Genomic DNA, 19609 nt, shown 5'->3' with positions numbered 1-19609 from the left:
ACCAGATGGGCAATTCGGCTGTAATTTTCGCGTCCCTGGAAATTGTAAAAGAGTTAGACTTTTCATAAAAAAATAGATATTTGTACCTATTGTCTTCTCCTTCTTCAATGGCTGAGCTTGCTTGTATTAAAAATTCCGAACACTTGACTGGAAGAACAATGGAAAAAAGACTGCTTATAGTTGATGACGAGCCCCGTCTGACAAAATCATTCAAGGTTATTTTTGAAAACCGCGGGATTGATGTCCAAACAGCCTCCAATGGACATGATGCCATTAAAATTTTTAAAAACCATCCTTTTAAGGTTGTACTATCCGATATTCATATGGATAAAATGAACGGTATTGAGATGATGCACGCTTTAAAAAAGATTGATTCCTGTGTACAGATCATCTTTCTTACCGGGTACGCCAATCTTGAAACTGCGGCAGATGCTTTGAAACAGAACAATGCCTTTGAATACCTGGTAAAGCCTGTCAAAAGCCTGGAGAACCTTTACAAAACCGTTGAACAGGCTGAAACCAAATATGACCAGGAGAGGTATCAGCTCACCCAAAAAGAAAAAAATGAAACCGGGTTTGCCAGATTCAAGGACATCTTTGATTCAATGGAGGCCATCGTCTATGTGTCGGATATGCAGACCCATGAATTAATTTATGCCAATAAAAAACTAATGGAGACATTTGGGTACGATGATCCCCAGGCCTTTGAAGGACTCAAATGCTGGCAGGTTATCCAGAAAGACCAGACGGGTCCCTGCCCCTTCTGTACAAACAAAAGACTGGTTCATCCTGACGGCAACCCTTCTGAGCCCTATGAATGGGAATTTCAAAACACCCTCAACAACCATTGGTACAGCATTGTTGACAAGGCTATCCAGTGGTATGATAAACGAGTCGTCCGGCTTGAAACTGCGTTTGATATCACAGAGAAAAAAGGACATGAAAAACTTTTCCGGGAATTTGAAAAAGCCATTGAAACATCCAAAAAGCTTGAAAGCATTGGAACCCTGGCCGGCGGTGTTGCCCATGATATCAACAATACCCTGGCCTCAATTATCGGGAATATTAACCTGGCCCAGCTCTGCTGCACAGATAACGAAACACAAAAATATCTGCGAATCGCGGAGAACGGTATCATGCTGGCCAAAGACATATCATCAAAGCTGATGGCCTTTGCAAAGGGCGACAGGCCGTTAAAGGCCAAAATTGATATTGAGAAACTGATCCTGCAAGCCCTTGAAAAAAGCTTGGATCCTGAGAAAATTACCTGTTCCTTTGAATCAAAGCCGATTCCTGATTCTTTTTATGCGGACCCAGGTCAGCTAAGGGTTGCAATTGAGAATATCCTCCAAAATTCCGTTGAATCCATGGATGGCTCCGGCCATATCGATGTTGCTGTGAAATATCAGGAACAGCCACGGACTTCACCCCGGATTTTCATTACCATTTCAGATTCAGGCTGCGGGATATCCCGGGAATATCTGGATATGATCTTTAATCCCTACTTCACGACCAAACCATTGAACAACCGGAAAAGCACCGGTCTTGGTTTGAGTGTTGCCTGGTCCATCATCTCCAGACACGGGGGAAATATTCATGTCGAATCAGCCGTGAACAAAGGAACAACCGTCCACATCTTTCTGCCGGTTACTAAAAATGGGATTGAAAAAAAACCAAAGGGTTAAAGCATACTGCTTTAAAATTGTCCCCCACATCCTGTCAATCACACACCACGATAAAACGCCAGTTTCCGGGCCATTGGCATAAACGGCGCCATGATCTCTTTTCTCTCGTTCAAAGTCATTTTCTGATCCGACGCCCCTGCCTTTACAAGTTCTGAAACCTCTTCAACGCAGCTGCATCCCACAATGGCCAGGGTAATGTCATGGGACAGGGCAAAACGGGTGAGCAGTTCGGCTGTAATTCCCGCTTCCCTGGAAATGTAGTGTTTTGCGCCCAGCACTTTCATACCAATGACGGCAATCCCTCGTTTGTGAGCGGCCTCAAGGGTATGGGTTAAAAATCCGCCGATGATTTCCTCCACGGGATTTACCGGCATGAGCACCGAATCCACCGGCCATTGTTCAACAGCCCGGGTCAGAATTTCAGGGTCATGGTGGCCGGTAACCCCGATATGCCGGACCAGCCCCCGCTCCCTGGCTTCAACAAAGGCCTCCAGGGCACCACCTTTTCTTGAAATCAGATCCAGGTCTTTTTCATCCCGCACATCATGGATCTGCCAGAGATCCAGGTAGGTTGTGTTCAGGCGCTTCAATGTCTGGGAAAGATCATCCAGGGCGCCCTGGCGGGTTCTCTGGGCGGATTTACTGGTATGAAAAACCTTTTCCCGTTGTTGAGGATGTTTTTCCCAGAATGCCCCATAGTAAAGTTCACTGTCCATATACACCCTTGCAGAATCATAATAGGTTATGCCCTGATCAACTGCAGCAGAGATGACCGCCTGGGCCTGATCTTTCATCCCGGTTGTCCTGAGCACGCCCTCTCCTCCGAGCCCCACAACGGTCAGCCTTTTATCCGTGTGTTGAAATCCAGGAACCGAGGGGGATTGGATTTGAGGAACCATTGGGTTTGTCATTGTTGTTCTCCTTTGATTTTTACCTAAAAGGTGCAAAGTTTTATCTTTTTCCAGACCATGTAAATATGGGGAATGCCCGCTTCAAAGCAAGGTTCAGCAACCGACCGCTTTAAAGCTGAATTGCGTTGCCTTTACGATAAATCATAATGCTTTTGACTGGCATGTTCAACAATACTTTCAAAACGCCTTGACCTTGAATCTTGTTAATGGGCACCCGCAATGTCTTTGCCCGGATTTCAGACAATGGACACATTGCCCATTTTGTTTAAAAAAAACTATCAATGAAGAACTCTTGAACTTATGAACGAATTTGAGGTAAGGTATACCATTATTATTTTCAACCAAAGGAGTTTCTCTAATGAAAAGCATTATTGTTGCATTATTGATAGCCACGCTCATCACCATGTCGGGATGTGCCTTGAAAAAAACCACTTTTGGGGATCGTATCCTTGCTGAAGGCAAATCCAGAATCGAAATAGCCGAACAGTGGGAACAGGGTAAAAATGATTCCAAAAAAGGGGAAGATCAAGTGCTGAAGGGACGAAAAATGGTTGAAAAAGGCCGCTCTGATTTGCGCGAAGGGGAGCAATTGATTGCCGCTGGAAACGTTGAAGTACAGACCAATCGTCAGGCCTACCAAGCGCTCTCCCAGATTTCTCAAGCCACGGATTCAGCAGAGATGGCTTTTGGCAGAGCGACTGACCTTAAAAAGATTGCAAAGGACTGGGAGGATGGAGAAGAAAAAATTCAAGAAGGCAATGACCTGATCCATCGTGGCAATACCCAAATAAATGAGGGCGAATCTGAAATTCAAAAAGGTCAGCTCCTGATCAAACTTGGCCGCAATAAAATGCAGGAAGCAGAAAACAGCTATCACCAGGAACTCCAATAGCCGGAAAAAACAGGAGGGAACGGATCGGGAATGAAAAACAACCTCACAAGACTGACCTCCACGGTTTCTGCCATAAAAACAAATTTTCTTTTTAAAACTCAGCTGCTGCCCACCCATGTATTTGTTCTGGAATCAGACAAGGGGCTTGTTCTCTTTGATACCGGAAGCCCGGGATGCGGGCGATTGATTGTTGAATCATTAAAAGAGGCTGGGCTGGATCCGGGATCCATCCGGGCCATCTGCCTGAGCCATTGGCACAGGGACCATGCCGGAAGCCTTGCAGAGCTGACCGAACATCTGAAACCTGAATCCCAGATCGATATCTTCATTGGCCAGGCTGACCTGCCCCTGTTAACAGGCAGACAGGCCCAGGTGTTGTGGCTGCACCCCCTTCTGAATCTACCCGTACGCCACAGCCCCGGGCGATGCCCCTCCCCGTCCAACGGCCGGTTCATAGCCCTTGACCCGGCCGGGTGTGCACAGCTTGAACAGCAATATGGCATACGGGCAATCCCTACCCCGGGGCACACCCCCGGGCACACGGCCTTCCTTCACCGGCAGACAGGATCTCTTTTTTCCGGATGCGCCATATCGCTGCTGAAACACAATCTTGCAGGCCTGGTTCCCATTTTCCATAACAGAAAAGAACAGATCCGTTCCGGGACCCGCCTGGCTGAACTTGAATTTAAATATCTGTTCCCGGTACACATGTTCCTGAGAAACGATGAAATTCCTCTGGAAAAGCGCCTGCCCTGCACCGGGAAAAAAGGATTCGCAGCAAGGCTGATGGGAACCCATTTTCTGTTCAGGTACGGGGAAGAATAATACGGCTTTGACCCGGTGATGGTCGCCATATGACAAAAACCCGCCGGAATCTCAAATGCGTCGACCAGGAGACCTCCCTGACAGGTCTTTCAAAGGATTAGCTCACCTGGAAGCACCACCTGAAGTAGGCTTTCCAGCCGCTGCTCCGGGAAGAAAAAGCCAGATACCCAGTATGAACCCACCGACCACTGTTCCCAGCACACCAATGGTATGAACCTTGTCGCTCCACTCCAGGGAGATCAACCACATGGCAAACGCACCCAGCATGAAATAGATGAAAATCAGGAGCGAGGATGCAGCCCCGGCATATTGATCCACCTGCTCGAGCACCAGGTTGTTGCTGGGGGGGCGGCTGAGGCCAAAGGAAAAGGAAAGAAGGGCCATGGGCAAGGCCAGGCCCCAGGGACCGGGGAAAAGATGAGCCACCATTCCCAGCCCTCCGAGCATAATTCCTGCAAAACCCAGGGTCAGTATCCGCCTTGACCCGATCCGGTGCAGCAGACGGGTACACAAAAAGGCGCCGGCCATGATGGACGCCGCGTTAAGGGCAAAGAAATAGCTGAATACCTGCTCCGACAGGCCGAAACGGGTGATATAAATATCCGCCGATCCCCCGATGAACGCAAAATGCGGGAGCACGACCAGGGACATCATCAGGGAAAAGCCCAGATAACGACGATTACGAAGCAGGCGCAGGTAGATTCCGGCGGTCTGAAATACCCCCATGGCTGAGGGGACCTTCAGGGTTTCGGACATGCGAAATACGCCGATCCACGCGATCAGCCCGACAATACTCTGGATCACAAATATCCAGCGCCAGGAAAACCGGGTCAGCACCCATCCCCCAAACACAGGAGCCAGCATGGGAGCCAGGGCCATGATCACGCCGATATATGCAAGGATGCGTCCCCGTTCATGGGATTTATAGACATCCTTTGTGATGGCCATTGAAAGGGCCGATGCAGAAGCTGCCCCGGCGCCCTGGATCACCCGGGAAATAATCAGGACAAACACCTGGTCTGAAATGGCGCACAAAAGGCTTCCCATAATAAAAATGGCAATCCCCACCAGCAGCAAAGGCCGACGGCCGAACCGATCCGACAGGGGGCCATAAAACAGCAGGAACACGCAGTAACTTATAAAGAAACAGACCAGGGTCAGGTTGAGCATGGCCAGGGGCTGGTTCCAGGCCTTTTGAAGCAGAGGTATGGCCGCCAGATACATGTCCGTTGAAAGGGGAGGAAACGCCGCCAGCAGCGACAGCAGTAATAATAATTTATTTTTTGAAAGCATACTTCTTTACACCTGTTTTTGAATATTCCATATTGCCGACAAAGATTCCACTCGTTCAGCAACAAGAGTTCGTTGATTTTTATTGGATGAAACCCCCACCAAAGCATTGCAAACAGAGACGTTTCATTGTTCGTTGTGGCCAGAGCAGATATCATGCTCCGGCCATGCCGGTTATATATTAAATTCGTATCATACCAGCAACCGGAGTAAGGGATTACCCTCTACTTTCGGTCAGCCACTATTTAACATATTCTGAATGAAAAATATTCAACTTGTTTAATCAGACTCGTTTGGATAAGCTAATCAGATACCATGGAGGCAGAATGAGTTTAAACTACAAGGAATTGGATTTTCAACAAACGCCCCTCGGAGAGTTGATGCTGCGGCGACGCCGCTTGCTGCAACTCGGGGGACTTGAGATATACGAGGTCAAGCTTGGTGAGGATTTTCTCATGTCAAGCCTGTTCCATGAGGCAGAATCACAGCTGTCCAGTCTCGGGCTTGGCGTATTGAAAAGAAAAGAACTCGACGTTGTGGTCGGCGGTCTCGGACTCGGTTACACGGCTGTTGCCGCCCTGGAAGATAGGCGCGTCACCTCACTTGTGGTTGTGGAATTTTTAGAGGCAGTCATCCAATGGCACCAGAACGGTCTTGTTCCCCTGGGCAGGACATTGACCCAGGATCCCCGCTGTCGACTGGTTCATGCAGATTTTTTTGCCCTGTCCCAGGACGTATCAAAAAACTTTGACCCGGCAGATCCGCATAAGAAACACGATGCCATTCTTCTGGACATAGACCATACCCCCACGCGGGTTCTGCACCAAACAAATACCCGCTTCTACAGTGAACAAGGACTGAGGGAACTGGCGCAGCATTTAAAGCCTGGCGGGGTTTTTGCCCTCTGGGCCGATGGTTTTCCCGAAGCATCTTTTACCCGTCAACTGGCAGGCGTGTTTGCAACGGCCGAATCCCACACCATAACGTTTGAGAATCCAATAACGGGCGGTTCTTCCGAAGGTGCCGTTTACGTGGCCCAGACAACCCCATAGAAAGATTGCAGTCCAAGCCCTTTTCCCACCATTTTCTGCCTTCCAAAGCATAGAGAAATGGCCCGAAGCGAGTATTAAGTTCCGCTTTTCATCTCCAGACCAAGGAAAGCAGCACCCTGAAAAGTTTCCCCCTGGGAAATTTATTTTTAAACTTCCTGAACTTTTCCCTTGTAAATTAAAGTAAGAAACTGAATTGAGTTGACAAATGAAAAACATTTGGGTACTCAGAAGAACTTTTTGTTCCTATGTATCAATACATTTGAATCCATATTTTTTAAGGAGTCTTTGAAATGATAAAACCGTTGTTTCGTAAAACTCGTCTCATCATATCCCTGGCAGCCCTGATGACCCTGACCTTTTGCCTGCCGGCATCTGCTGAAAACATTAAGTTCGGCCATGTAGCGCCCCCCTTCCACGGTCAGGCAAAGGCGGCCGATGCCTTTGCCGCCTATGTAAAGGAAAAGACCCAGGGACGCATTGACATTACCACCTTCCCCACGGGTCAGCTGGGTGGTGAACGCTCCATGGCAGAGCAGGTACAATCGGGAACCCTGCAGATAGCCGCCCTGACCACGGCAGTGCTTCAAAATTTTGTTCCCCAGTGCGCCATCCTGGATATGCCCTTTATCTTCCCGGACAGACAAACAGCCTATGCCACCCTGGATGACCCGGAGGTCCAGGAACGAATATTTTCCTATTTTCCCAAAAAAGGATTCATTGCCATTGGCTGGACCGAGAATGAAATCCGTGACTTTACCAACAACAAACGCCCCGTACGTACCCCCGAAGACATCAAGGGGCTCAAGGTCCGGGTAATGAATTCACCAGCCTATATTGACACCTTCAAACAGCTGGGCGCTTCACCCGTGGGGATTCCTTTCCCAGAGATCTACAATGCCCTCCAGACCGGGGTAATTGACGCCCAGGAGAACCCCCTCATGACAACGGTTCTCATGAAGTTCACCGAGGTGACCAAGTATGTCACCAAGACCCAGCACTGTCTGACCGAATGCATCATCGTGGTGGGCATGGATTACTGGGAAAGCCTCGCTGACGGGGACAAACAGATTTTCATGGATGCAGCAAAATTGGCCACCGGCGTTAACCGTTCGGTCAATGCAGCCCTGCATGAATCCTTGCCCAAGATCAACATTTCCATTGCCGACTATGCCAAACAGCATGATATTGAAATCATTGAACTGACACCGGATGAACGTGAAGCCTTCCGGGTCTCCATGACCCCGGTCTGGAACAAATACCGTAAAAGAATCGGTGATGACATCTTTGATTTCATGCTCGATAAAATCAAATTGCACCAGCAATAAGCTTTAAATTCCCCCTTGCCGAAAAATCTTTCCCGGCCAGGGGGTTAGCATTCAGGAGAACCATTTAAATTGCAGCGGATCCATGATTTCATAGACAGGGTGGAAAACATAACCCTGGTCTGGACTATTATAGGACTTGCCCTGGCGGGATTCATCCAGGTCATTACCCGGTATCTGTTTAATTACAGCTTTTCCTGGTTTGAAGAACTGGGTCGGTATCTCGGTGTGTTTATCGCCTTTCTGGGCGCCGCCATCGGGGTTAAAACCGGCAGCCATTTCACCATGGATCTGATGGTGACAAACCTGAAGCAGCCCTGGCAGCAACGGGTAAAGGGCATGACCAGCACCCTTTCCGCCCTGTTTTTCTTTACCGTATCCTGGTATTCCTGGAAAATTGTCCTGCGGATGTACGGATATGCGACCACCTCACCGACCATGCAGATCCCCATGTACATTGCCTATCTTCCCATTCCCGTCTTCTCCATTGTCATCGGGGCACGGTTTCTGATCAAGGCATGGGAATTTTTAAAACAGGGGGAGGCCGGATGATACTCACCATCTGCATCTGTTTTGGCTGCCTGCTTTTTCTCGGGGTTCCCATTGCGGTGATTCTCGGGATCACCACCATGGTCTGCCTGATCTTTTTTACCTCCACCCCCCTGCACATCATCACCCAGCAGCTGTTTAATGCCCTGGACAATTTTGTGTTGCTGGCCATTCCCTTTTTCATCCTTGCAGGGTCCATCATGACCCGGGGCGGAATTGCCAAAAAACTGGTGGCCTTTGTCAATGCCCTGGTGGGATGGTTTCCGGGCGGGCTGGCCATGGCCGGAATCCTGGCCTGCATCTTTTTTGCCGCCATTTCCGGTTCATCGCCGGCAACGGTTGTGGCCATTGGTTCCATCATGATCCCGGCCCTGATCAAGGCCGGATACGGCGAACGATTCTCCCTCGGGCTGATCACGGTCTCCGGATCCCTGGGCATCGTCATTCCGCCGTCCATTCCCATGATCCTCTACTGCCTGGTCATGAACGTGTCTGTGGCGGAAATGTTCATGGCAGGCATTGTCCCCGGACTGCTCATTGGTTTTGCCCTCATGGCCTACACCTTCTTTATTGCCCGGAAAAACAATTGGCGGGTTGAAACCCGGGCATCCCTTGCCGAGATCGTCCGCACGGCCCGGGAAGGGGTGTGGGCACTGCTGCTGCCCTTTATTGTCCTGGGCGGGATATACTCGGGTCTGTTTACCCCCACGGAGGCCGCTGCCGTCTCGGTTGTCTATGCCCTGGGGGTTGAGCTATTTATTTACCGGGAATTTAAATTCACCGAGATCACAGGGGTATGCCAGGAGGCGGCCGTACTGTCTGCCTGCCTGCTCTTTATCCTTTCCACGGCCATGACCTTTATCTGGCTTCTGACGGCAGAACACCTGCCCCACCAGCTGGCAGATATCATTATCCAGCACATCAACAGTCCCTGGATGTTTCTGCTCACGGTGAATGTCTTGTTTCTCATCCTGGGCTGTTTCATGGATGATGTTTCAGCCATGCTCATCCTGGCTCCCCTTTTTTTAGAAACCCTGAACCGCTACAACATTGACCTGGTTCATTTTGGCATTGTCATGGTCCTGAACATTCAGATGGGTATGCTCACCCCGCCATTCGGGCTCAATCTGTTTGTGGCATCAGGCATTACCAAAGCCCCGCTTCTCACCATTGCCAGGGGTGTTGCCCCCTTTCTTGCCATCATGCTTACCTGCCTGATGCTGGTCACCTACATTCCATGGATCTCCCTGGCCCTGCCCGGGTGGATCCTTCGTTAAGGAGTACCCATGATAACCGATTCGATTAAACAAGAATTCATCGCCATTGTTACGGAAAAACGTTACCTGGACCGCCAGGAAGAACTGACCTGCTATGCCTACGATGCCTTTCTCGTAGAAGCCATGCCCCATGCCGTTATTTTTCCTGAAACCACAGACGAAGTCTCCCAAATATTAAAAGTGGCCTCCAGCCACAACATACCCGTCACCGCCAGGGGGGCCGGCACATCGGTATGCGGTGCGCCAGTTCCGATTCTTCATGGCATCGTGGTCTGTTTTTCAAAAATGGACAAAATCATTGAAGTCAATACAAGGGATCGGTATGTCATTGTCCAGCCAGGGGTGATCAATGCCGATGTGCAAAAAGCCCTGCAGCCCTTTGGATTTTTCTATCCTCCGGATCCCGGATCCATCAACACCTCCACCATCGGCGGCAACATCGCCCAGAATGCGGGTGGCCCCCGCTGCCTCAAGTACGGGGTGACCATGGACTATATTCTCGGCATGGAAGCGGTATTGGCCGACGGAAAGATTGTCCAGTTCGGTTCCAGAAACGTCAAGGATGTCACAGGTTACAAAATGGCAGCCCTGTTTTGTGGATCTGAAGGTACCCTCGGTCTTGTGACCCAGGCTATTTTAAAGGTGGTCCCCCTGCCGGAAACCACCAAAACCCTCATGGTTAACTTTAATGACCTGGATGACACAGCCAATGCGGTCAGTGATATCATCGGATCTGGTATCCTGCCGGCCGCCATGGAATTGATGGACAAGTTCACCCTCAACGCCATTGAGGACAGTGCCGGGCTGGGGCTGGACCGTGAGGCTGCAGGGTCTTTGCTCATTGAAATTGACGGAACAGCAGAAGCCTGTGAAAAAGAGATGGGCCGGATTGTTGAGCGACTCAAGGCCAACAATGCCGCCAGGATCCAGGAGGCCACAAGCCAAGCAGAACAGGCCCAGATCTGGACGGCCCGTCGATCGGCCTACGGGGTATTTGCCAGGCTGGCACCGAATTTGATCTCCGAGGATGTCACCGTTCCCGTAAGCCAGGTGCCTGAAATGATCCGCCGAATCGTTAAAATTGCCAAGAATCATGGACTCAAGGTCGGTGTCCTGGCCCATGCCGGGGACGGCAACATGCACCCCATGATACCGGCTGACAAGGGCAACAAAGAAGAATGGGCCCGGGTTGAACAAGCCTTTGATGAAATCTTTGAGGCTGCTGCGGATCTCGGCGGCACCCTGTCCGGGGAACACGGCATCGGCCTTGCCAAAGTCAAGTACCTGCCCCTGGTAATGAACCAGGATTCCATCAATCTCATGACCCGGATCAAACAGGCCATTGATCCCCAGGGCATTCTCAATCCGGGGAAATTTGTATGAAACAGACGACCAAATCCCTCCAGAACTGCGTAAAATGCGGCCTGTGTCTGGCCACCTGTCCGGTTTACCGGGTATTAAAAGAAGAACAGGCCTCACCCAGGGCAAGGCTTCAATTGATCAACGCCTTTGAGGACAATACCCTTGGGGCATCCCCCCTGTTGAAAGAGCTGATCTCCAAATGCCTGATGTGCGGTTCCTGTGCAGTTACCTGCCCTTCGGGCATCAACCACTATGAAAAATTCATGGACATGCGCCAGAAAATGGTGGCCGATCTTGGGGACACCCCGGCCATAAAAGGTCTGATCTACCTTTTGTCCAAGGAATACCGCATACGCATGGGTGCCGGCATGGCAAAGATCGGCCAGCGACTGACCCCGGATTTTCTGGCCCGCAAGTACAGGCTGGGCAACATCCCGGTCAAACAATTTCCCCAGCTCAATGAAAAGCCCCTGCGAAGCGGATTGCCTGAAAAGATTGCCCCTGTTGGCAAAAAAAAAGGGTGTGTGGTCTATTTTACGGGCTGCGCCACCAATTACATGTATGGGGATACAGGACGATCCGTGGTCGGTGTGCTTACCCTCCTGGGGTACGAAGTGATCATCCCCCGGGACCAGACCTGCTGTGCCATCCCCATGATGTTCCATGGCGCCCAGGAACAGGCCTTTGAAAACATCCAGACCAACGTCACTGCCCTTGCCGCCTATGACTGCGATGCCGTTATTGTGGACTGCACCACATGTGGGGCCGCCCTGAAGGACGAATACCCGAGACTCCTTGATCGAATGCTCGACCAGAACATTGAACAGAACGTTGAAAGTACAGGAAACAATCACAATGCTTTAACGAAAAAAAACCCGGTCCAGACTTCAGCATTAAAGACCCTGGCGGCAGATGCCCGGCAAATTGCAGATAAAACCATTGATATCCTTTCATTCCTTAGCACTCACATTGCTGAACTTGAATTCAAACCCCAGGAGGATTGCCCGGAACGTGCCGCCTACCATGCCCCCTGTCATTCACGAAACAGTTTTCATACCCTGGACCGGGTCCGGGAAATCTTAAAGGGGTTACCGACCATTGACTACGTATCGACCCCGGGTGAAGCCGACTGCTGCGGCGGAGGTGGCACTTTTTTTTATGAGCACCCGGACATTGCCGATGCCATGATCCACAAAAAAGTGGACCAGGTCCGATCGGCCCGGGTTGATTTATGGCTCACAGACTGCCCGGTCTGCCGGATCAACCTGGCAGGCAACCTTGATGAAAAAGATCCCATCAAGGTGCTTCATCCCGTAACCATCATTCACAGGGCATTGAGACAACCATGAAGATAACACTTGAACAAGGCAGGGGACACCTGAATTTTGAAATCCCTGATGAAAAGGTCATTGAGGTTCTCACTGGCCAAGATGTACCGCCCCTTGATCATGTGAAGATCCATGAAATCATCGATCAGGGCATAAGGCAGTGTTCCCCGGTCAATATAAACCAAAAAACCATTGCCGTTATCATCCCGGATGATACCCGGCTCTGGGCCCGGGGCGATCTTTTTGTTCCGGTCATTCTGGATGCCCTGGCAGCCCTGGGGGTTCCTTGGGACAAGGTTTGCATCATGATTGCCCTTGGCACCCATCCAGAGATGCCGCCTGAAAAATTTAGCGGCCTTGCCGGAGCCGGGTCAATGGAACGTGTTAAAATCATCAACTCTGCAGGCCTCCGGCCCGAAGATCTGGTCAACATCGGCACCACATCCAGGGGCACGCCCCTCTGGGTGACACGCCAGGCCTGGGATGCCGATCACATCATCATCTTTGGCGGAATTCTCCACCATATGCTGGCCGGATTTGGCGGGGGACGTAAATATATACTGCCCGGTATTGCCGGGGAAGCATCCATCCGTCACAACCACAGTCTTGCAATGGGCAGCAACGGCATTCCCCTTCCCCAGGTTCGCCAGACCCAGCTCCAGGGGAACCCTGTCAGTGAAGACATGCAGGAGGGGGCTGATCTTTTTTTAAGGGATAAGACCGCCTGTTATGTAGCCGTGGCAGCCAACGGCCAGGGGGAAATATTCCATGCCGCCGTGGGCGATGTTGAGCAGACTTTTATGGACGGATGCACCCGGCTTAACCATGCCTGCTGTGTAGCAATCCCAGCCAGGGCGGATTTTGCTATTTTTTCCGCCGGCGGCCACCGCACCGATGGCCAGCTCTACCAGTCCACCAAGGCCCTGTTCAATGCCGTGAACGGGGTCAAGGAAGGCGGACATCTCCTGTTTACAGCAGCATGCAGCCAGGGAGAGGGCAACGAAATTTTTGCCCAGGCACTCAGAACATTTAAAGACGAGCCTGAACGACTGGGCAGGCACCTGACAACGGATTTTAATATGCCCGCCTATGTGGCCCTGCGGGTGATTGACCTTCTCAGGCGTTTTCGCATCACCCTGGTGTCGGATTTTGATGCACCCACCACCCAGGCCCTTGGGTTTGAGTTTACCGATGATATTGCAGACTATGTCAAAATGCTCCCGGGCAAAGGATACATCATCCCCTTTGCTGAAAACATTCTGCCCCGGGTCAATGACATGGAAAAAGCCTCCCCCAAACAGAATACCGGCCCCAACCATCAGGGATAACAATCGGAACAAAAAATATGGACGAAAAAATCATATCCGTTAATATCAAACGATTCCGGACTTCGAAAAGGTTGACCCTCCAGGAACTGGCCGACAGAACAGGCCTGACCAAAGGGTATCTTTCCAAGGTGGAACGCTCCCAGAAAGCTCCTCCCTATTCGACCCTGAGCAAAATTGCAGCAGCCCTGGAGGTTGAAATCACCACCCTTCTGTCCCAGGGAATTGATTCTCCAAAAAATGTCCCACTCTGCCTTTCAAGAAAAGCCCAGCGCACCTTGATTCCCGGAACCGAACAATTTCCAGGATATGACTATGAGTTACTGGCAGAAAAAAAACCCGGCAAAAACATGGAACCCTTTATCATACATGCACCCTTTGAAGCACAAAGGACTTACTCCCACGAGGGGGAAGAATTCATCTATGTCATGGACGGCCAACTTGAATTTTATTACGGGGACGACACCTATCACCTGGATCCCGGAGATAATGTTTATTTTGATTCAGTGATACCCCATGTGGGCAAAAGCATGGGGCATGAGAAATCAAAACTGCTGGTGGTCATCTATTTTTACAAGCGCAATCACCAGTAAACGATGATCAGATAGAACCCACGATTCACCCGGAGTGCCGCACTTTTTTTGACAAAGATCAAGTTCACACCTGTATATCTGTTACAAAACTGTACCCAATTCAATCTTTATTTACCCGGTCACAGTATCCTGAATCGGATGCAGGCTTTCCGGCAGAAACGGCACCATGGTGAGACTGGCCATGGGACAAAAAACAACACATGGCCTTGTCTTCCTGATCTAGACAAAAGGGTCTCAGCCTTTTTCTCAATCCCTATCACAGCGGCATCTCAAACAAACCAAATCCGTGATCAATGGCAAAGACGTTAATCTAAATTTTTCCTGACCGAGCCACCACCACCCCATATTAACATTTACGTAATTTTTAGCATTTTATCTACGTTTTTGTAATTTATTTTTATAAAAAAAGCTATTGACATCAATTTTCAGGGCGATTAAGACTGTCAACAGTCAACATTAAAACGGCAATAGAAAAACCCCACAAGAACAGACAGGGACAATGTCCCCGTCAAAAGACATAAAGGGCATAAACTTGTTTTTGTCTTTTTAAAAAAGCCCAACAACACAAAAAGGAGAATATGGGAAATGAGAAAACCACTGTTATTCGGCACGATTCTGATGCTGTTCATGGTATTTACTTCAGGCGCTTTTGCCGGAGACACTCTAAAAAAGATTTCTGACAGCAATAAATTCATTGTAGGCGCAAGGGATGGTGCCATCCCCTTTGGCTTTCATAATGCTGAAAATGAACATGTCGGATTCAGTATAGACCTTGCAAAAGAACTTCATAAAGCACTTGAAGAACGACTTGGAAAACCCCTTGAATTTGAGATCAAGGTTGTGAATCCCAAAACCAGAATTCCACTGGTTGCCAACGGAAACCTGAATATGGTTTGTGGCGCTGCCACCCATACGGTTCCCCGTGAAGACACGGTTGATTTTTCGTTAACATTTTTCCTCACCGGCAGCCAGCTGCTTGCTAAAAAAAGTGGCGGTTATATGGTTGCAAAAGATCTTTCAGGCAAAAAGATTGGTGCGGCCCAGGGCTCAACCAATGAAAAGACCATTCGCAACCTCAATGAATCCGGTTATTTTAATCCACCCGTAAAATTGGTCGTTTACCAGGAGCATACCCAGGGAATGCTGGCCCTTAGAAATGGCGCCATCAATGCGTACTGCGGCGACGGAAGTCATCTTGCGGGCATGAAGGCAAAGGCAATGGACCCTGATAATTATGTCATTCTGGGTGAATTGCTCTCCTATGACCCCTACGGATTTATCCTTCCGGAAAATGATTCCAACTTCAAGGATTTCGTCAATGAACAGTTGATCCGAATGTTTGTTGACGGCCGATACATGAAATACTATGAAAAATGGTTCGGTCCCGAAGGCGAAGTCCCCTTCCCCATGACAGCCGACTTTAAAACATTACTCAAACTTCAGTCCTGGCCCCTCTAATCTTCCAACTTTCTCTAGGGATAAAACCAAAACCGGGAAGGGTGGCACAACCCTTCCCGGATATGGAGTAACAGATGCTAGTCTATGATTTCAAATGGTCAATTTTATGGGAAGAGCCATATGGTGGCTGGTTGCTGAGCGGGGTGGCGACAACGGTCAAACTGGGCATAATCTGCTGCTTCCTGTCTTTACTGATGGGAATCATCATCGGAACCTTTAGAATTACACGCAACCGACCACTCAGAATATTTGCAGAAGCCTATACTGAATTTTTCAGGGATATCCCTCTACTGGTGCAACTTTTTTTCTGGTACTTTGCCATGCCCACACTTCTGCCTGAACAGACAAGAATCTGGATGTACCAGGAAATCCCAAATTTTGAATTCTGGATCGTAGTTGTGGGTCTTTCCCTGTATTCATCGTCCAGAATGGCCGAGCAGATCCGGGCCGGAATTAATTCAATTTCTCCAGATCAGTTAAATGCAGCCCTGAGTTCGGGTTTCAGCCATTATCAAGCCTATCGGTATATCATTTTACCCCTGGCCGTAAGACTGGTTATTCCACCACTGACAACAGAAGCATTGACTGTGTTTAAAAATACTGCCCTGGCCATGACGGTGGGCGTGCTGGAGACAACTTTTATGAGTCAGCAGGTGGAAGCCTATACCTTCCACGGCCTGGAAGCCACTACGGCAGCCTGCATAATCTATATGATTATTACTTTGGTCGTGGTCGGAATAATGGGCCTTTTGGAAAAAAAATTGGCGATTCCTGGCCTGATTATTAGAAAAGGGGCCTGCTGATGAATTTTGAATGGCAAGTTATCACCCATAATTTCACCTTCTTGATGGGTGGTCTTCTCACCACCTGTGAGTTGGCAGTCATTGCAATTACAGGCGGGCTTTTCCTTGGTATTCTGTTGGGTATGGCCCGGTTGAGCACCATCAAGGCCATTTATTACCCCGCAACTTTGTTTATTAACCTCATGCGAACCCAGCCGCTTATCCTTGTGATCTTCTGGCTCTACTTTCTGATGCCCCTTATTCTGGGTAAACCCATTGGTGATTTCACCTCAGCCTCAATTGCATTTATTCTTTTTGAAGCATCGTATTTTGCTGAAATCATACGGGCCGGCATACAATCCATCCCAAAAGGACAGGCGGAAGCCGCCTATTCCAGCGGTTTTACCTATTGGCAGACCATGAGATATTTTATCATCCCCCAGGCTTTAAAAAATATGCTTCCATCACTTATTACCCAGGGGGTCGTTGTTTTTCAGGACACCTCCCTTGCCTATGTTATTGGACTCCGGGAATTTTTAAGGTCTGCAAACGTAGTGGACGCAAGGGAAATGAGAAGTTTTGAACTTTATCTGTTTGTGGGCCTTGTCTATTTGCTTGTCTGTTTCAGCATAAGCAGAATAGGTAAAAGAATGGAGCTTAAAAGAGGAATTGCATAAATGATAGAAATAGAAAATGTCAGTAAATGGTTTGGCAAGCTCAAGGTCCTTGACAATGTCAACGAGACCATTAGCAAGGGTCAGGTTGTGGTTATTTGTGGTCCTTCAGGCTCCGGGAAAAGCACTCTTTTAAAAACACTCAATGGGTTGGAGCCTTTCCAGGAAGGAGATATTCGTGTGGATGGAATTTCCCTTAAAGATCCTGGAACAAATTTTATGAAGCTCAGGCAAAAAATGGGCATGGTTTTTCAAAGATTTGAACTCTATCCTCATATGAAGGTAATAGAAAATATAACCATTGCACCCATCAAACTTTTAAATCAGAGCAAATCACAGGCAGAGCAAAAGGCCATTGAACTCCTTGAAAAAGTGGGTATTACAGAACAGGCCCACAAATATCCGGGCAACCTTTCCGGGGGTCAGCAGCAAAGGGTCGCCATAGCACGGGCCCTTGCCATGGAGCCGGATATCATGCTTTTTGACGAACCCACTTCTGCCCTGGATCCTGAAATGATCAAAGAGGTCCTTGACGTTATGGTTAACCTTGCCAATTCAGGTATGACAATGGTTGTTGTAACCCATGAAATGGGATTTGCAAAGGAAGTGGCCGATGAAATCATTTTCATGGATCAAGGTCGAATTATTGAAAGAGGAACAGACAAATCCTTTTTTGAGAATCCTGAAAGCCAGCGGGCAAAAGACTTCCTGGAAAAAATCATACATTAGCCGGTTCGGAAAATCACCAGCTCAACTTTCTGAGAAGTAAATCTATCTCAAAACCCCCACCAATTGGGGGTTTTTTGTCATCAGATAGTCCGAAATATGCAACAGCTTGCCCCATGATCACGTCAAACATGGCGGTTATGCCCTTTGTTGTTACCGTTAAGGTTCAGCCGGTTCGATAGCAAAGTGACGATCAGGAGAAGGAGCTCAATGGTTAATGTGAAGACGGGTGACAGATTTTATTCAAGCTTGATCATGGCTTTGACTTTTTATACGGCCGCTTTGATATCTATAGATTCAATCTTCACCCGTTGTCTCCTCAACCCGTTTATCAATTGAGGAGATTATAATACAGGTTTTTAGAATTGATTTTTTGCCCCTGAAATGCTGATTTTGACCTTTTATTTTTTAGAGCGGTCCTGGTATTTAGGAGGCTAAACAAACTATAAGCGGAAGGGGACACCGCCACCTCTACACCGAATTACAGCGGGACGATTAAAGTCGATTGAATCGCAATTTTTAACGAAAAACCCTATCAGGTAAAAAATGCAATTTTTACTATTTTCTTAGCTGAATAGTTACATTATTTCTTAAGATAATTTCAATTAGTTGATTTTCGTTTAAAATGTACCTGAGCAGGGTATAAATAAAAACAGCAACTCCGAGCATCTCGAGCAACTCTTCACAAGTATAGAATATGGAATAAAGAAGCCCTTTGGTACCATATAATTCTGCTTGCCATCCACCAAGCATTTCAAAACCTATGGCGCCTAGAACAAATAATCCACCAGACAAAAGGAATAACATCATGATACTTTTGGGTACTTCAAGTAGAAATTTAATATACGAAACGACAAAAATTATTAAAGCGATGCCATAAGGTATAATCCATGCGTAATAAAAAAAGGCTGAAGTATCGAAGAACCTTCTAGTTGGTGCAATAAGCCTTTCATGAATCGAGGATATTTCATCAATCGATAAAAATAGAAATATAAAAGACAATACTCCCCATGAAAAAAATGTTTTTTGAGATTTCCAACGAAAATAAGTGATAAAAGCCAGTATAATGCTGGCAAAGATTAATGTTATTGAAGAATAAAGAGTTGGGATGTTTTTTTCGGTATTAAAGTCAAAAAGATTAAATAATCCTCGCAAATAATCATGATTAAATAATATTCTGTGAATTATTCCCATAATATTAGCTATAAGTAACAAAACAATAATACATAGGAAGAATGTCAATGTTTTCCTAGGGTTAATCTCAATAGTCAAGGTGGGCTCTTTTTATAATAAGTAATTGTGCAGATCTGGATAACATAACCCTTGTAAGGCTATCCGACCAAATGCGCACCTTAATGTCTTTATATGAAACACTCGCCAAAGCATTGTCAATGAAGGTGTTTCAAAGTTCGTTGAGGCCGGAGCCATACCTCGCTCCGGCCATGCCGGTTATACAGATACGTTGATAGTATCACACGAGAAACAGGCCATTAAAATCGTGCCATAACATAATCCAAATATACCGCCTACTGATTACGCTGCCAGCAAACAACAAAAC

The 19609-nt window shown here is 48.1% G+C and carries 18 protein-coding genes; 15 read left to right on the top strand and 3 right to left on the bottom strand.

Annotation, left to right across the window (positions count from 1 at the left end; all coding sequences use genetic code 11):
* The first annotated feature begins 158 nt into the window (after positions 1-158).
* On the top strand, positions 159-1685 hold the full coding sequence (locus HRM2_RS04210; protein WP_187149330.1) for a hybrid sensor histidine kinase/response regulator: 1527 nt from the start codon (positions 159-161) through the stop codon (positions 1683-1685).
* Positions 1686-1723: 38 nt separating this feature from the next.
* Here HRM2_RS04210 and HRM2_RS04205 read toward each other — a convergent pair whose 3' ends face one another.
* Positions 1724-2596 (bottom strand): aldo/keto reductase, encoded by an 873-nt coding sequence (locus HRM2_RS04205; protein WP_012663210.1) that lies wholly within the window; start codon positions 2594-2596, stop codon positions 1724-1726.
* Positions 2597-2954: 358 nt separating this feature from the next.
* Here HRM2_RS04205 and HRM2_RS04200 point away from each other — a divergent pair, with 358 nt between their 5' ends.
* Together HRM2_RS04200 and HRM2_RS04195 are read left to right on the top strand one after the other, a co-directional pair.
* Entirely contained in the window at positions 2955-3488 is a 534-nt protein-coding gene (locus HRM2_RS04200) for a hypothetical protein (RefSeq protein WP_012663209.1), read from the top strand.
* Positions 3489-3518: 30 nt separating this feature from the next.
* On the top strand, positions 3519-4313 hold the full coding sequence (locus tag HRM2_RS04195; protein WP_012663208.1) for an MBL fold metallo-hydrolase: 795 nt from the start codon (positions 3519-3521) through the stop codon (positions 4311-4313).
* Between the two features lie 102 nt (positions 4314-4415).
* On the opposite strand, the gene HRM2_RS04190 is transcribed toward HRM2_RS04195, so the two are convergent.
* A complete protein-coding gene (locus tag HRM2_RS04190) occupies positions 4416-5606 on the bottom strand; it encodes a multidrug effflux MFS transporter (protein ID WP_012663207.1) in 1191 nt (396 codons plus the stop codon).
* Between the two features lie 323 nt (positions 5607-5929).
* Between HRM2_RS04190 and HRM2_RS04185 the strand changes: the two genes are divergently transcribed.
* The 12 genes from HRM2_RS04185 (at position 5930) to HRM2_RS04130 (ending at position 18054) form a co-directional block, all read left to right on the top strand.
* Entirely contained in the window at positions 5930-6655 is a 726-nt protein-coding gene (locus tag HRM2_RS04185; protein ID WP_012663206.1) for a spermidine synthase family protein, read from the top strand.
* A 290-nt stretch (positions 6656-6945) separates the two neighbouring features.
* Positions 6946-7980 carry a TRAP transporter substrate-binding protein gene (locus HRM2_RS04180; RefSeq protein WP_012663205.1) on the top strand — a complete coding sequence of 345 codons (1035 nt, stop codon included), beginning with the start codon at positions 6946-6948 and terminating at the stop codon, positions 7978-7980.
* A 69-nt stretch (positions 7981-8049) separates the two neighbouring features.
* Positions 8050-8529 carry a TRAP transporter small permease gene (locus HRM2_RS04175; RefSeq protein WP_012663204.1) on the top strand — a complete coding sequence of 160 codons (480 nt, stop codon included), beginning with the start codon at positions 8050-8052 and terminating at the stop codon, positions 8527-8529.
* The gene (locus tag HRM2_RS04170) at positions 8526-9803 is read left to right on the top strand and encodes a TRAP transporter large permease (protein WP_012663203.1); all 1278 of its coding nucleotides are present in this window, start codon (positions 8526-8528) and stop codon (positions 9801-9803) included. The genes HRM2_RS04175 and HRM2_RS04170 overlap by 4 nt, the downstream gene beginning before the upstream one ends.
* A gap of 9 nt (positions 9804-9812) precedes the next feature.
* Positions 9813-11186: an FAD-binding oxidoreductase gene (locus tag HRM2_RS04165; protein ID WP_012663202.1), complete on the top strand. Its 1374-nt coding sequence runs from the start codon at positions 9813-9815 to the stop codon at positions 11184-11186.
* Positions 11183-12514, top strand: coding sequence for a (Fe-S)-binding protein (locus tag HRM2_RS04160; protein WP_012663201.1), 1332 nt, complete (start codon positions 11183-11185; stop codon positions 12512-12514). Before HRM2_RS04165 ends, HRM2_RS04160 begins: the two co-directional genes overlap by 4 nt.
* The gene (locus HRM2_RS04155) at positions 12511-13821 is read left to right on the top strand and encodes a lactate racemase domain-containing protein (protein ID WP_012663200.1); all 1311 of its coding nucleotides are present in this window, start codon (positions 12511-12513) and stop codon (positions 13819-13821) included. The genes HRM2_RS04160 and HRM2_RS04155 overlap by 4 nt, the downstream gene beginning before the upstream one ends.
* A 17-nt stretch (positions 13822-13838) precedes the next feature.
* The gene (locus HRM2_RS04150) at positions 13839-14411 is read left to right on the top strand and encodes a helix-turn-helix domain-containing protein (RefSeq protein WP_012663199.1); all 573 of its coding nucleotides are present in this window, start codon (positions 13839-13841) and stop codon (positions 14409-14411) included.
* A gap of 585 nt (positions 14412-14996) precedes the next feature.
* On the top strand, positions 14997-15869 hold the full coding sequence (locus HRM2_RS04145) for an ABC transporter substrate-binding protein (protein WP_012663198.1): 873 nt from the start codon (positions 14997-14999) through the stop codon (positions 15867-15869).
* Between the two features lie 74 nt (positions 15870-15943).
* Positions 15944-16672 (top strand): amino acid ABC transporter permease, encoded by a 729-nt coding sequence (locus tag HRM2_RS04140; protein WP_012663197.1) that lies wholly within the window; start codon positions 15944-15946, stop codon positions 16670-16672.
* Positions 16672-17328, top strand: coding sequence for an amino acid ABC transporter permease (locus HRM2_RS04135; RefSeq protein ID WP_012663196.1), 657 nt, complete (start codon positions 16672-16674; stop codon positions 17326-17328). Before HRM2_RS04140 ends, HRM2_RS04135 begins: the two co-directional genes overlap by 1 nt.
* Positions 17329-18054, top strand: a complete 726-nt coding sequence (locus HRM2_RS04130) for an amino acid ABC transporter ATP-binding protein (RefSeq protein WP_012663195.1) — start codon at positions 17329-17331, stop codon at positions 18052-18054.
* Positions 18055-18609: 555 nt separating this feature from the next.
* On the opposite strand, the gene HRM2_RS04125 is transcribed toward HRM2_RS04130, so the two are convergent.
* On the bottom strand, positions 18610-19323 hold the full coding sequence (locus tag HRM2_RS04125) for a multidrug resistance protein (efflux pump/antiporter) (protein WP_012663194.1): 714 nt from the start codon (positions 19321-19323) through the stop codon (positions 18610-18612).
* Positions 19324-19609: the final 286 nt, after the last annotated feature.

This window comes from Desulforapulum autotrophicum HRM2 (assembly GCF_000020365.1).
Lineage (GTDB): Bacteria > Desulfobacterota > Desulfobacteria > Desulfobacterales > Desulfobacteraceae > Desulforapulum > Desulforapulum autotrophicum.
The sequence above is the reverse complement of the archived record's forward strand: the minus strand, read 5'-3'. Positions and strand labels throughout refer to the sequence as shown.

Excerpts from the sequence above, each read along its gene's own strand:
- HRM2_RS04130 (WP_012663195.1), top strand. The coding sequence starts at position 17,329 with ATGATAGAAATAGAAAATGTCAGTAAATGGTTTGGCAAGCTCAAGGTC.
- HRM2_RS04160 (WP_012663201.1), top strand. The coding sequence starts at position 11,183 with ATGAAACAGACGACCAAATCCCTCCAGAACTGCGTAAAATGCGGCCTG.
- HRM2_RS04155 (WP_012663200.1), top strand. The coding sequence starts at position 12,511 with ATGAAGATAACACTTGAACAAGGCAGGGGACACCTGAATTTTGAAATC.
- HRM2_RS04195 (WP_012663208.1), top strand. The coding sequence starts at position 3,519 with ATGAAAAACAACCTCACAAGACTGACCTCCACGGTTTCTGCCATAAAA.
- HRM2_RS04170 (WP_012663203.1), top strand. The coding sequence starts at position 8,526 with ATGATACTCACCATCTGCATCTGTTTTGGCTGCCTGCTTTTTCTCGGG.
- HRM2_RS04210 (WP_187149330.1), top strand. The coding sequence starts at position 159 with ATGGAAAAAAGACTGCTTATAGTTGATGACGAGCCCCGTCTGACAAAA.
- HRM2_RS04180 (WP_012663205.1), top strand. The coding sequence starts at position 6,946 with ATGATAAAACCGTTGTTTCGTAAAACTCGTCTCATCATATCCCTGGCA.
- HRM2_RS04200 (WP_012663209.1), top strand. The coding sequence starts at position 2,955 with ATGAAAAGCATTATTGTTGCATTATTGATAGCCACGCTCATCACCATG.
- HRM2_RS04190 (WP_012663207.1), bottom strand. The coding sequence starts at position 5,606 with ATGCTTTCAAAAAATAAATTATTATTACTGCTGTCGCTGCTGGCGGCG.
- HRM2_RS04150 (WP_012663199.1), top strand. The coding sequence starts at position 13,839 with ATGGACGAAAAAATCATATCCGTTAATATCAAACGATTCCGGACTTCG.
- HRM2_RS04185 (WP_012663206.1), top strand. The coding sequence starts at position 5,930 with ATGAGTTTAAACTACAAGGAATTGGATTTTCAACAAACGCCCCTCGGA.
- HRM2_RS04135 (WP_012663196.1), top strand. The coding sequence starts at position 16,672 with ATGAATTTTGAATGGCAAGTTATCACCCATAATTTCACCTTCTTGATG.
- HRM2_RS04205 (WP_012663210.1), bottom strand. The coding sequence starts at position 2,596 with ATGACAAACCCAATGGTTCCTCAAATCCAATCCCCCTCGGTTCCTGGA.
- HRM2_RS04165 (WP_012663202.1), top strand. The coding sequence starts at position 9,813 with ATGATAACCGATTCGATTAAACAAGAATTCATCGCCATTGTTACGGAA.
- HRM2_RS04140 (WP_012663197.1), top strand. The coding sequence starts at position 15,944 with ATGCTAGTCTATGATTTCAAATGGTCAATTTTATGGGAAGAGCCATAT.
- HRM2_RS04145 (WP_012663198.1), top strand. The coding sequence starts at position 14,997 with ATGAGAAAACCACTGTTATTCGGCACGATTCTGATGCTGTTCATGGTA.